This is a genomic window from Streptomyces glaucescens (assembly GCF_002154375.1).
In the GTDB taxonomy this organism is placed as follows: Bacteria; Actinomycetota; Actinomycetes; order Streptomycetales; family Streptomycetaceae; genus Streptomyces; species Streptomyces glaucescens.
In genome coordinates this window covers 23,980-36,300 of record NZ_MUND01000012.1, presented here as the reverse complement: position 1 = coordinate 36,300, position 12,321 = coordinate 23,980, and the positions used below count along the sequence as shown (strand labels likewise).

Below are 12,321 nucleotides of genomic sequence, written 5' to 3'. Positions count from 1 at the left end.
CCCGAACGCAGCACCCCCAGCATCTCCCGCAACTCGGTCAACGCCTGCCGCCCCATGTCCCCCACCAGCGCGGCATTCTTCACCGCCTTCTCCGGATCCTTCCGCGCCACCGCCTGCAACGCCGCCGCATGCACCACCATCAGACTCACCCGGTGCGCGACCACGTCATGCATCTCCCGGGCGATCCGCGTCCGCTCCTCGTTACGCGCCCACTCCGCCCGCTCCTCCGCCCGCTCCGCGAGCAACTGAAGCTCCCGCTCCAGCGAATCCGCCCGCTCCCGCAGACTCTCCATCAACCGCCGCCGCGCCCCCACGTACAGCCCCAGCAACAACGGCGGCGCCGTCACCCCCAGCGACGCGGTGATCGAGATGAACGGGACGAACCAGTCCCCCACACTCAGCTCCACCTCACCCCGCGCCATGTCCTGCTGCGCCCGCACCAGCGTCACCACCAGCGTCCCCACCAGCGACATCCCCGCCAGCGCCGCGATGATCCGGCGCGGCAGCTCCGACGCGGCCAGCGTGTACAGGCCGACGACCGTCAGCAGCAGGCCCATCTGCGCCGGCGCGATCGCGATCGACACCAGCACGACGACGATCGGCCATCTGCGCCGCCACAGCAGCGTCGAACCGGCCACCACACCGAACGCGACCCCCGCCGCCTCCGGAATCCCCGCGTCCTGCGCGAACGGATAGCCCTCCACCGAGCACTCCAGCGCCGACAGCAGCGCAAGGCTCCAGTCGAGCACCGCACTGCGCCGTCTCTCCCACCACCACGGCCCCGACCGGGCCTCCGTGTGGTCATCCCCCGTCGTGGTCATGCCCCCCAGCCTACGGGCGGCGGGGCGGCGTTTTCCGGCGAGTTTCGACGACTCACCTGCACCACAGTTCGTAATCGAATAACAGCGAAACCCACCGGAATCCCTCGAACTGCTGAACCATCCCCGTTCGACCCCGGAATCCCACATTCCACCCGGACGGTATGCCCATGGCACATTCCATCGGCAAGTACACCGACTTCGAGGCCCTGCGCGAACAGGCGGTCACCCTGCGCCGCCAGGGCTACAGCCTTCGCCAGATCCGCGACGAGCTGAAGATCTACAACAACGACATCCTCACCCGGCTGGTCCGAGGCGAGCCGGCCCCGGAGTGGACGAAGCGCCCGAACGCCAAGGACGACCTCCGCGAGAGGGCCCGCGAACTGCGCAGGCAGGGGTGGACGTACGACCAGATCCAGCTTGAGCTGGGTTGCTCCAGGAGTTCGGTCTCCCTGTGGGTGCGAGACCTGCCGCGCCCGGAACCTCGCTACACGCCAGAGGAGCAGCGGGCCCTCATGACCGAAGGCCTCAAGCGGCGCAGGGCCGCGGAGCAGGAGAAGCGCAGGCAGAGCAAGCTCGCGGCGCGCCGAGAAGCGCAGGAACTGTCCGACCGTGACCTGTTCCTGGCGGGGGTCGCCCTGTACTGGGCCGAGGGATCGAAGAGCAAGCCGTACGACCGCCGGGAGCGTGCGGTCTTCGTCAACAGTGACCCCGGCGTGATCCAGGTCTACCTCGCGTGGCTCGACCTGCTGGGCGTGAGCCGGGACCGACTGCGTTTCCGTGTGCTCATCCACGAGTCCGCGGACGTGGACGCCGCCCAGCGCCACTGGGCGGACATCTCGGACGTCGACTCCTCCGTCTTCCAGAAGGCCACCCTCAAGAAGCACAATCCGAAGACCGTCCGCAAGAACACCGGCGACGACTACCACGGCTGCCTGGTCGTCTCGGTGTCACAGAGCGCTGATCTGTACAACCGCATCGAAGGCTGGTGGGACGGAATCGTTGCCCAGGCGCAGGCACGTCTCCGGTAAGGTCTGAAGCGCTGTCCCCCGTGGTGTAACTGGCAGCACACTAGATTTTGGATCTAGCAGGACAAGGTTCGAATCCTTGCGGGGGAGCCATAGCTCACAAGACCTGGGTTCGGGTCCTGACTGCCACGTCAGGACCCGCTCTCGTCTCCCCCCGAAACGCCCCCGGTATCCTGCGGTTGTCCACACCCCACTCCACAGCCGAAGGGCATCCCGTGAGCGCCATTCGCCCGGCAGCCGTCGTCGTTCTCGCAGCGGGTGAGGGCACCCGTATGAAGTCGGCCACACCCAAGGTCCTGCACGAACTCTGCGGACGCAGTCTCGTGGGGCATGTGCTGGCCGCGGCCGGTGAGTTGAAGCCGGAGCATCTCGTCGTCGTCGTCGGGCACGCCCGCGAGCAGGTCACCGCGCATCTCGCGGAGGTCGCCCCCGGCGTCCGCACCGCCGTGCAGGCGGAGCAGAACGGCACCGGGCACGCCGTCCGGATGGGCCTGGAGGAGCTGGGCGGGAGCGTCGACGGGACGGTCGTGGTCGTGTGCGGGGACACCCCGCTGCTGACCGGCGACACGCTCAGGCAGCTCGCGCAGACGCATGCCGCGGACGGCAACGCCGTGACCGTGCTCACCGCGGAGGTCCCGGACGCGACCGGCTACGGCCGGATCGTCCGGGACGAGGCGACGGGTGCCGTGACCGCGATCGTCGAGCACAAGGACGCGACCGAGTCGCAGCGGGTGATCCGGGAGATCAATTCCGGGGTGTTCGCGTTCGACGGCCGGCTGCTCGCCGAGGCGCTGGGGAAGGTCCGTACGGACAACAGCCAGGGCGAGGAGTACCTGACGGATGTCCTGGGGATCCTGCGGGAGGCCGGGCACCGGGTGGGTGCGTCGGTGGCGGGTGATCACCGGGAGATCGCGGGGATCAACAACCGGGTGCAGCTGGCCGAGGCGCGGCGGATCCTGAACGACCGGCTGCTGACGCGGGCGATGCTGGCGGGGGTCACGGTGGTGGATCCGGCGTCGACGTGGGTAGATGTCACGGTGACGTTCGGGCAGGACGTCGTGGTGCATCCGGGTACGCAGCTGCAGGGTGCGACGCAGTTGGCCGAGGGCTGTGAGGTGGGTCCGAACAGCCGGCTGAAGGACACCCGGGTCGGTGCGGGGGCGCGGGTCGACAACACGGTGGCCGAGGGCGCGACGGTGGGCGCGGAGGCGACGGTGGGTCCGTTCGCGTATCTGCGGCCGGGGACGCGGCTGGGCCGCAAGGGCAAGATCGGGACGTACGTCGAGACGAAGAACGCGTCGATCGGTGAGGGTACGAAGGTGCCGCATCTGTCGTACGTGGGGGACGCGACGATCGGTGAGTACACCAACATCGGTGCGGCGAGCGTGTTCGTGAACTATGACGGTCAGGAGAAGCACCACACGACGGTGGGGTCGCACTGCCGTACCGGTTCGGACAACATGTTTGTGGCTCCTGTCACGATCGGGGACGGTGCCTACACGGCTGCCGGCTCCGTGATCACCAAGGATGTGCCGCCCGGCTCGCTCGCTGTGGCCCGTGGTCAGCAGCGGAATATCGAGGGTTGGGTGGCTCGTAAGCGTCCGGGGAGTGCGGCGGCGAAGGCGGCCGAGGCGGCTTCCCGGGAGCCGGATGGCGAAGGCTGACCGGAAACAGGTGCGTCTGGGACGGCGTACCGTGATAAGTGCACACCCGCACCCCACCAGCTGAGACGACGTTTCTCGCGCCCCAGCTGCCGAGACGTCGTGTCAACACCCAGCTGAGACACCTCTGAGGAGAAAGTGCTGTGACCGGGATCAAGACGACCGGCGAGAAGAAGATGATGTTCTTCTCCGGCCGCGCCCACCCCGAGCTTGCCGAGGAGGTCGCCCACCAGCTGGGTGTCGGGGTTGTCCCGACGAAGGCCTTCGACTTCGCCAATGGCGAGATCTATGTCCGCTACCAGGAGTCGGCGCGTGGCGCGGACTGCTTCCTGATCCAGAGCCACACGGCTCCGATCAACAAGTGGATCATGGAGCAGCTGATCATGATCGACGCGTTGAAGCGGGCTTCGGCGCGTTCCATCACGGTGATCGTGCCGTTCTACGGTTACGCGCGGCAGGACAAGAAGCACCGGGGTCGTGAACCGATCTCGGCGCGTCTGATCGCGGATCTGATGAAGACGGCGGGTGCGGACCGGATCCTCACGGTGGATCTGCACACGGACCAGATCCAGGGTTTCTTCGACGGTCCTGTCGACCATCTGTTCGCGCTTCCGCTGCTGGCCGACTACGTGGGCAAGAAGGTGGACCGGGAGAAGCTGACGGTGGTGTCTCCGGACGCGGGCCGGGTGCGGGTCGCGGACCGGTGGTGTGACCGGCTGGGTGCGCCGCTGGCGATCGTGCACAAGCGGCGTGACAAGGACGTGGCGAACCAGGTGACGGTCCACGAGGTCGTGGGTGAGGTCAAGGGCCGGGTGTGTGTCCTGGTCGATGACATGATCGACACGGGTGGGACGATCTGTGCGGCTGCGGACGCGCTGTTCGCGCATGGTGCGGAGGACGTCATCGTGACGGCGACGCACGGTGTGCTGTCGGGTCCGGCGGCGGACCGGCTGAAGAACTCGCGGGTGAGTGAGTTCGTGTTCACGAACACGCTGCCGACGCCGGGTGAGCTGAGCCAGGATCTGGACAAGCTGACGGTGCTGTCGATCGCTCCGACGATCGCGCGTGCGGTGCGTGAGGTGTTCGAGGACGGTTCGGTGACGAGCCTGTTCGACGAGCAGTAGGTCTTCCGGGGCGTTCTGCCTGATCGATTTTTCTGCGGCCTCCTTCGCCGAGTACTCTGTTGCAGTTGCTCGGCGAGGGAGGCCGTACGCGTGTGTACGGCGGTCCGTTATCGACGCGCTCTTCGTAGCAGGCCGTTCGTGGCCGGGTGACCCGTCCGTTCCGCTTCCTACGAGGAGTGATCGTCATGTCCGAGGTGAAGCTCACCGCCGAGACCCGTACCGAGTTCGGTAAGGGTGCCGCCCGTCGTATCCGTCGTGACAACAAGGTTCCGGGTGTGCTGTACGGCCACGGTTCCGACCCGCTGCACCTGACCTTCCCGGGTCACGACCTGCTGCTGGCGCTGCGTACGCCGAACGTCCTGATCTCCCTGGACATCGACGGCAAGTCGCAGGAGCTGGCGATCCCGAAGTCCGTGCAGCGTGACCCGCTGAAGGGCTTCCTGGAGCACGTCGACCTGCAGCTGGTCAAGCGTGGCGAGCAGGTCACGGTCGAGATCCCGGTCGTCGCCGAGGGCGAGCTGGCCCCGGGTGGCAACCTGCTGGAGCACGTGCTGAACGCGCTGCCGGTCGAGGCCGAGGCCACGCACATCCCGGAGCAGGTGACCGTGTCCGTGGAGGGTCTGCAGGCGGGTGCCTCGATCCACGCCAAGGACATCGCGCTGCCGAACGGTGTGACCCTGGCCGTCGACGAGGACGCTGTCGTCCTGCAGATCCTGGCCGCGCAGGCCGAGGAGTCGGAGGGCGAGGAGGCCGCGGCCGGCGAAGAGTCCGCCGAGGCCTGATCCTCAGTTCTTTCCGTCGTCAGCCGCTGTTCCCCGGGGTTTTCCGTGGGGGACGGCGGCTGGCGCGTATCCAAGGAGATGTGGACGTGACGACCGATGCGGGTGCGCCCTGGCTGCTCGTGGGGCTGGGGAATCCGGGGCCGGAGTACGCGATGAACCGGCACAACGTCGGTTTCATGGTGGTGGATCTGCTGGCGGAGCGGGTCGGGGGCCGGTTCAAGCGGGCGGGTAAGGCTCAGGCGCAGGTGGTGGAGGGGCGGATCGGTCCGCCGGGGCCGGGGAGCCGGCGGGTGATTCTGGCGAAGCCGATGTCGTTCATGAATCTGTCGGGTGGTCCGGTGAACGCGTTGCGGGACTTCTACAAGGTTCCGGTGGCGCACGTCGTGGCGGTGCATGACGAGCTGGACATCGACTACGGGACGCTGCGGCTGAAGCTGGGTGGCGGTGACAACGGGCACAACGGGCTGAAGTCGATGACGAAGGCGATGGGTTCGGATTATCACCGGGTGCGGTGCGGTATCGGGCGGCCGCCGGGGCGGATGCCGGTGGCGGATTTCGTGCTGCGGGACTTCTCGTCGGCGGAGCGCAAGGAGCTGGACTGGTTCGTGGACCGGGCGGCGGATGCGGTGGAGTGTCTGGTGATCGATGGGCTGGAGCGGGCGCAGGGCACGTACAACTCCTGACGTTTCACCCAGCGAAGTTGACCGACCGTGCAGGTATGGCCAAAGATCGCGGCCATGCCTTCTGCGGTCGTCTCCCGTCCGGGCGCCGTCGCCGTGCTGCGCTTCGGCCGGTGTGCGGCGATGAGTGTCGTCACGGCGCTGATCCTGGTCGCCGGGGTGTGGGCCTCGTGGGGGTCCGCCCAGTACGTGATGCTGACCAAGGGGCGGGAGAGCGGGACCGTCGAGGTGGCCGACTGCGGCGGCGGCGTCTGTGCGGGGCCGTACAGGCCGCTGTCGCACGGTTCGCTGCCCCGGGAACGGGTGGTCGTCGAGGATTCGGCGGCGGTGCGCGAGGGGCGTACGTACACCGTGGTGATGAAGCCGGACGGTGACGAGGCGGTGCGTTCCGGGCCGGCCGGGATCCTCTACTCGTGGGTGCCGCTCGGCGGGGCGCTGCTGCTGGCCTCGGTGGTGGTGGCGGGTGGTCTGCGCCGGACGCGGGTGGCGTGGGTGCTGGCGGGGTCGGGGTTCGCGCTGCTGACGGCGGCGTTCGTGACCATGTGAGGGGTTGGCCCGTTCTCCACGTCTGTGAAGGCTCCGAGTGTTCCCTGTTCGTGATTGACCGGCCGTCGGCCGGGGCTGGAAGCTGAGCCGCCCCCTCCACATCTTCCCGTTCGATCCCGAAGATGGACTACTGCCTCATGCGAACCCCCTTCCGCGCCGGTGCCGTCTGCGCCGCCGCCTCCGCGGCCCTGCTGCTCGCTCCGGCCGCCCATGCCACGCCGCCCGGTGACAACGGCACGGTCAAGATCCACGATGCCGCGACGGACGAGGAGCTGCGCCGCAACGAGCCGCACGTGTGTGCCTTCTACCTGGACGCCTTCGGCTTCGACGGCGGTCAGCGGGTGGACTGGCGGATCGAGGCGATCCCGCCGAGCGAGAACAGGGGCGAGACGGTGGAGTCCGGGTCCCTGACCCTGGACGGCGCCGGACACGGCCGGACGGCGGACCTGTCCCTGCCGGACGGGCACTACAAGCTGTTCTGGACGTTCGAGGGCGAGAAGGGCGCGGCCAAGCACAAGGTGTTCTGGTCGGACTGCGCGGACGAGGATGAGGGCGCGGGCTCGGGCGCGGGGCCGCAGGAGAGCGGCGGTGCGGTGCCGTCCGGCTCGGCGTCGGCGTCGGCGTCGGCTTCACCGTCGGCCTCTGCTGCGCAGGGCGCGCCGGAGGCGTCCGGGGCGCCGGGCGCGTCCGCCGGTGCCGGTGCGGGCGCGTCGCCGTCCTCGCAGGGCGGTGCGGACGGTGACCTCGCGGAGACGGGCAACGGGGCGCCGGTGGGCCTGCTGTCGGGTGTGGCGGCGGCGCTGCTGGCGGGCGGCGCTTACCTGGTGGTTCGCCGCCGCGCGGCCGGCCAGGACTGACGTACACGCGAGAACGGCTGTGCCCCCGGGTCCGTGCGGACCCGGGGGCACAGCCGTTTCGGCCGGGCGGGTCAGCCGGTGTTGCGCAGGCCGGCGGCCACGCCGTTGACGGTGAGCAGCAGGGCGCGGGAGAGCAGCGGGTCGGGCTGTTCGCCGGCGGCCGCGGCGTCGCGCTGGCGCTTGAGGAGGGCGACCTGGAGGTAGGAGATCGGGTCCAGGTAGGCGTCGCGGATGGTGAAGGTCTGCTTGAGGACGGGCTGCGCGTCGAGGAGTTCGTTCTCGCCGGTGATGCGCAGGACCTCGGCGACGGTGAGCTCGTGTTCGGCCTCGATGGTGTCGAAGACGTGCTTGAGCTCGTCGGGGACGAGGGTGTCGACGTAGTGGCGGGCGATCCGCAGGTCCGTCTTGGCGAGGGTCATCTCGACGTTGGAGACGAAGTTGCGGAAGAAGTGCCACTGCCCGTACATCTCGTCGAGCACGGTGTCCAGGCCGGCCTCGCGCAGGGCCTTCAGGCCGGAGCCGACGCCGAACCAGCCGGGGACGATCTGCCGGGACTGGGTCCAGCCGAACACCCACGGGATGGCGCGCAGGCCGTCGAGGCCGGCGCCGGAGTCGGGGCGGCGGGAGGGCCGGGAGCCGAGGTGCAGGTCGGCGAGCTGGTCGACGGGGGTGGAGGCGAAGAAGTACGCGGGCAGGTCGGGGTCCTCGACCAGGCGCCGGTAGGCGGCGTGGGCGGCGTCGGAGGCGACGTCCATCGCGGCGTCCCAGCGGGCGAGGGCCTCGTCGGACTGGCGCGGGGCGGTGTGCAGGGCGGAGGCCTGGAGGGTGGCCGCGACGGTCAGCTCCAGGTTCTCGCGGGCCAGCGAGGGGATGAGGTACTTGTCGGAGATGACCTCGCCCTGCTCGGTGACCTTGATCTCGCCTTCGAGGGTTCCCCAGGGCTGGGCGAGGATGGCGTCGTGGGTGGGGCCGCCGCCGCGGCCGACGGTGCCGCCGCGGCCGTGGAAGAGGCGCAGGCGGACGCCGTAGCGGTGGGCGACGTCGCGCAGGCGGCGCTGGGCGCGGTGGATCTCCCACTGGCTGGTGGTGATGCCGCCGAACTTGGAGGAGTCGGAGTAGCCGAGCATGACCTCCTGGACGTCGCCCCGCAGCGCGACCAGGCGCCGGTAGGACGGGTCGGAGAGCATGTCCTCCAGGATGGTGTCGGCGGCCTTCAGCTCGTCGGTGGTCTCCAGCAGCGGCACGATGCCGATCTTGGCCCAGCCGGCGTGCAGGTCGACGAGTCCGGCCTCGCGGGCGAGGACGGCGGCGGCGAAGACGTCGTCGGCGCCCTGGCACATGGAGATGATGTAGGACTCGATGACCTCGGGTCCGAAGACCTCCAGGGCCTTCTTGACGGTCTGGAAGACGCCGAGGGTCTTCGCGCCCGCCGCGTCGACGGGGGCGGGGCTGGGGGCGAGCGGCCTGCGGGAGCGCAGTTCCTTGGCGAGCAGCTTGGTGCGGTAGTCGCGCGGCATGTCGGCGTACCGCCAGGACTCCTCGCCGAGCCGGTCGAACAGCTGACCGAGGGCGTGGTGGTGGGCGTCGGCGTGCTCGCGGACGTCCATGGTGGCGAGCTGGAGGCCGAAGGCGGCCAGGGTGCGGATGGTGCGGTTCATCCGGCCGTCGGCGAACAGGGCGCCGCGGTGCTCGCGCAGGGAGGTCTGGATGAGGGTGAGGTCCTGGAGCAGTTCGCCGGTGCCGAGGTAGTCGCGGCCGGGCTCGTGCGGGGTGCCCTTGGCGAGGCGCTGCTTGGTGTTCTCCAGCTTCTGCCGGATGCAGGTGGCCTTGAGCCGGTAGGGCTCCTCGGCGTTGAGCCGCTTGTAGCGGGGGCTGATCTCCGGGAGGTTGTCCAGGTCGGTCTGGAGGGAGGCCCGCAGTTCCTCGGTCGCTCCGCTGTAGCGGATGGAGTTGGAGAGGAACCCGCGGAGTTCGTCGATCGTCTCCAGGGCGTCGTTGATGCCGTGCTCGTGCTGGAGGATGAGGACGTCCCAGGTGACCTGGGGGGTGACGTTGGGGTTGCCGTCGCGGTCGCCGCCGATCCAGGTGCCGAAGGTGAGGGGGCGGGTGTCGTCGGGGAGGGTGACGCCGACGCGTTCCAGTTCGGCGGTGAGGTCCTCGAGGACGTCACCGACGGCGTTCGCGTGGAGTTCGTCCAGGTAGTAGATCGCGTTGCGGGCCTCGTCGGCCGGCTCGGGGCGGACGACGCGCAGTTCGTCGGTCTGCCACACGAGGTCGATGTTCTCGGCGAGCCGGACGTCGTGGCGGCGCCGGTCGGAGTCGAGGACGGGGGTGTCCAGCAGGGCGGCGATCCGGCGGAGCTTGTTGAGGACGGAGCGGCGGGCGGCCTCGGTGGGGTGGGCGGTGAAGACGGGGCGCACGTTGAGGTGGCGGACCGTCTCGCGCAGGTGCTCGGGGTCGGCGTCCTTGAGCCGGTCGGCCGTGCGGGAGAGCAGGCCTCCCTCGGCGGCCCGCTTGGCGCGCAGCTCGCGGCCTCGGTGCACCTGCTCGGTGACGTTGGCCAGGTGGAAGTAGGTGGAGAAGGCGCGGACCAGCTTGGCCGCGGTCTCCAGTTCCGTGCCGCGCAGCAGCTCGGCGGCGGCCTCGCCGTCCTCTCGGGTGAGGCGGCGTACCTTCTCGACGAGTTCCAGCAGCTCCGGGCCCTCCTGCCGCACCAGGGTCTCACCGAGGAGATCACCCAGTCGGCGGATGTCGGCGCGCAGTGCGCTGCTGTTCGTCGTGGTCTGGTCGTCGGCACTGCTCACAGGTGCGGCTCCTTGCAGTGTTGAAGCTCGTCTGGGAGGGGTACCCGGACGGCGTCTCGCGCGGCGGCTGCCGCATACGGGCCGGGCATCCGGGAAGTAAACAGAGCGGACCGCGCTGTCCGACCGACTCCAAGGATAGGTGTCCACGCGGACGCGCAGGCCTTGGGGCTCTTGCCGCCGCGCGCGGCACTGACATACTTACGACACCGTAGGTTACGGAACCGTAGGTAGTGCTCGGTTTCCGGACCGCGGCTTCCACGACCCTCGACCCCACAGGGGACGCCCATGACCCCAAGTTCCGATGTGATCGACGACGCGCCGAAGTCGACCTCCGAGACCGCGACGACCCCGTCCGCCACGCTGGGCGGCGAGAAGAAGCGGTCCGTCGAGCAGATCACTCTGCTCCTGTTCATCGTCGTCCCGTTCCTCGCGCTCCTGGCGGCCGTGCCGCTGGCGTGGGGCTGGGGCGTGAGCTGGCTGGATCTCGGTCTGCTGGTCTTCTTCTACTACCTCGGCTGTCACGGCATCACGATCGGGTTCCACCGGCACTTCACCCACGGTTCGTTCAAGGCCAAGCGGCCGTTGAAGATCGCACTGGCGATCGCCGGGTCGATGGCGGTGGAGGGCCCGCTCGTGCGCTGGGTGGCCGACCACCGCAAGCACCACAAGTTCTCCGACGCGGAGGGCGACCCGCACTCCCCGTGGAAGTACGGCGAGACCGTGCCGGCGCTGATCAAGGGCCTCTGGTGGGCCCACATCGGATGGATGTTCGATGAAGAGCAGACCCCGCAGGACAAGTACGCCCCGGACCTGATCAAGGACAGGACGCTGCGCGCGATCTCCCGGCAGTTCGTGCTGTGGACGGTCGTCTCGCTGGGCCTGCCCGCGCTGATCGGCGGCCTGGTCACGATGTCCTGGTGGGGCGCGTTCACCGCATTCTTCTGGGGATCACTCGTGCGGGTGGCGCTCTTGCACCACGTGACGTGGTCGATCAACTCGATCTGCCACGCGGTCGGCAAGCGCCCGTTCAAGTCGCGCGACCGGTCGGGCAACGTGTGGTGGCTGGCGATCCTGTCCTGCGGCGAGTCGTGGCACAACCTGCACCACGCCGACCCCACCTCCGCGCGCCACGGAGTGATGCGCGGCCAGCTGGACTCCTCCGCCCGGCTGATCCGCTGGTTCGAACAGCTGGGCTGGGCGTACGACGTGCGCTGGCCGTCACGCTCGCGTATCGATTCCCGTCGCAGCACCGGCGAAGACGACTCCCGGCACCGGAGGGAGACCGCCGAGGCGGCATGATGGACGCCGTGGCGACCGACTCCAGCAACACCTCGAACAGTGACAAGCCGCGGCGGACCCGCCGCACCCGGATGACCGGTGCGGAGCGGCGCCAGCAGCTGCTGGAGATCGGTCGCACCCTCTTCGCCGCGAAGGGTTTCGAGGGTACGTCGGTGGAGGAGATCGCCGCGAAGGCGGGGGTCTCGAAGCCGGTGGTGTACGAGCACTTCGGCGGCAAGGAGGGGCTGTACGCGGTCGTCGTGGACCGTGAGATGCGCCGTCTGCTGGAGATGGTGACCGGGTCGCTGACCGCCGGGCATCCGCGCGAACTCCTCGAACAGGCGGCGTTCGCCCTCCTGGACTACATCGAGGAGTACACGGACGGCTTCCGGATCCTCGTCCGCGACTCCCCCATCCCCCAGTCGACGGGTTCCTTCGCCTCGCTGATCTCCGACATCGCCACCCAGGTGGAGGACATCCTCGGCAAGGAGTTCAAGAGCCGCGGCTTCGACCCCAAGCTGGCCCCGCTCTACGCCCAGGCCCTGGTCGGCATGGTCGCCCTGACCGGCCAGTGGTGGCTGGAGGTGCGCCGCCCGAAGAAGGCGGAGGTCGCGGCGCATCTGGTGAACCTGGCGTGGCACGGGCTGGACGGGCTGGAGCCGAAGCCGCGGCTGATAGGGCACCGCAAGAGCTAGGACCAATCGTTCGGATCACCCCGGCGTCGCGGGGCCTGGCACGCGCTC

Annotated in this window: 11 protein-coding genes and 1 tRNA gene; 10 read left to right on the top strand and 2 right to left on the bottom strand. The window is 69.2% G+C overall.

Features of this window, described 5'->3' with window-relative positions:
* A partial coding sequence (locus tag CCN42_RS00945; protein ID WP_245877088.1) for a sensor histidine kinase occupies positions 1 to 821 on the bottom strand: 821 nt, incomplete at its 3' end.
* A 167-nt stretch (positions 822 to 988) separates the two neighbouring features.
* Between CCN42_RS00945 and CCN42_RS00940 the strand changes: the two genes are divergently transcribed.
* The 8 genes from CCN42_RS00940 to CCN42_RS00905 all read left to right on the top strand — a co-directional run bounded on the left by CCN42_RS00940 (position 989) and on the right by CCN42_RS00905 (position 7,496).
* Complete coding sequence (locus CCN42_RS00940; RefSeq protein ID WP_086732619.1) at positions 989 to 1,849, top strand: hypothetical protein; 861 nt, start codon at positions 989 to 991, stop codon at positions 1,847 to 1,849.
* Positions 1,850 to 1,863: 14 nt separating this feature from the next.
* A tRNA-Gln gene (locus CCN42_RS00935) sits at positions 1,864 to 1,939 on the top strand.
* Between the two features lie 122 nt (positions 1,940 to 2,061).
* The gene (gene glmU, locus CCN42_RS00930) at positions 2,062 to 3,510 is read left to right on the top strand and encodes a bifunctional UDP-N-acetylglucosamine diphosphorylase/glucosamine-1-phosphate N-acetyltransferase GlmU (RefSeq protein ID WP_086732618.1); all 1,449 of its coding nucleotides are present in this window, start codon (positions 2,062 to 2,064) and stop codon (positions 3,508 to 3,510) included.
* Between the two features lie 140 nt (positions 3,511 to 3,650).
* On the top strand, positions 3,651 to 4,631 hold the full coding sequence (locus tag CCN42_RS00925) for a ribose-phosphate diphosphokinase (protein ID WP_073941400.1): 981 nt from the start codon (positions 3,651 to 3,653) through the stop codon (positions 4,629 to 4,631).
* Between the two features lie 185 nt (positions 4,632 to 4,816).
* Positions 4,817 to 5,413, top strand: coding sequence for a 50S ribosomal protein L25/general stress protein Ctc (locus tag CCN42_RS00920; protein WP_086732617.1), 597 nt, complete (start codon positions 4,817 to 4,819; stop codon positions 5,411 to 5,413).
* A gap of 80 nt (positions 5,414 to 5,493) precedes the next feature.
* Positions 5,494 to 6,096, top strand: a complete 603-nt coding sequence (gene pth / locus CCN42_RS00915; protein WP_086732616.1) for an aminoacyl-tRNA hydrolase — start codon at positions 5,494 to 5,496, stop codon at positions 6,094 to 6,096.
* A gap of 54 nt (positions 6,097 to 6,150) precedes the next feature.
* Entirely contained in the window at positions 6,151 to 6,639 is a 489-nt protein-coding gene (locus CCN42_RS00910) for a hypothetical protein (RefSeq protein WP_086732615.1), read from the top strand.
* Between the two features lie 137 nt (positions 6,640 to 6,776).
* On the top strand, positions 6,777 to 7,496 hold the full coding sequence (locus tag CCN42_RS00905; RefSeq protein ID WP_086732614.1) for an LPXTG cell wall anchor domain-containing protein: 720 nt from the start codon (positions 6,777 to 6,779) through the stop codon (positions 7,494 to 7,496).
* A 71-nt stretch (positions 7,497 to 7,567) separates the two neighbouring features.
* Here the strand turns inward: CCN42_RS00905 and ppc are convergent, their stop codons facing one another.
* Positions 7,568 to 10,300 carry a phosphoenolpyruvate carboxylase gene (gene ppc, locus CCN42_RS00900; RefSeq protein WP_086732613.1) on the bottom strand — a complete coding sequence of 911 codons (2,733 nt, stop codon included), beginning with the start codon at positions 10,298 to 10,300 and terminating at the stop codon, positions 7,568 to 7,570.
* Between the two features lie 285 nt (positions 10,301 to 10,585).
* Between ppc and CCN42_RS00895 the strand changes: the two genes are divergently transcribed.
* Together CCN42_RS00895 and CCN42_RS00890 are read left to right on the top strand one after the other, a co-directional pair.
* A complete protein-coding gene (locus CCN42_RS00895) occupies positions 10,586 to 11,599 on the top strand; it encodes an acyl-CoA desaturase (protein WP_086732612.1) in 1,014 nt (337 codons plus the stop codon).
* Entirely contained in the window at positions 11,596 to 12,273 is a 678-nt protein-coding gene (locus CCN42_RS00890; protein WP_086171258.1) for a TetR/AcrR family transcriptional regulator, read from the top strand. The genes CCN42_RS00895 and CCN42_RS00890 overlap by 4 nt, the downstream gene beginning before the upstream one ends.
* Positions 12,274 to 12,321: the final 48 nt, after the last annotated feature.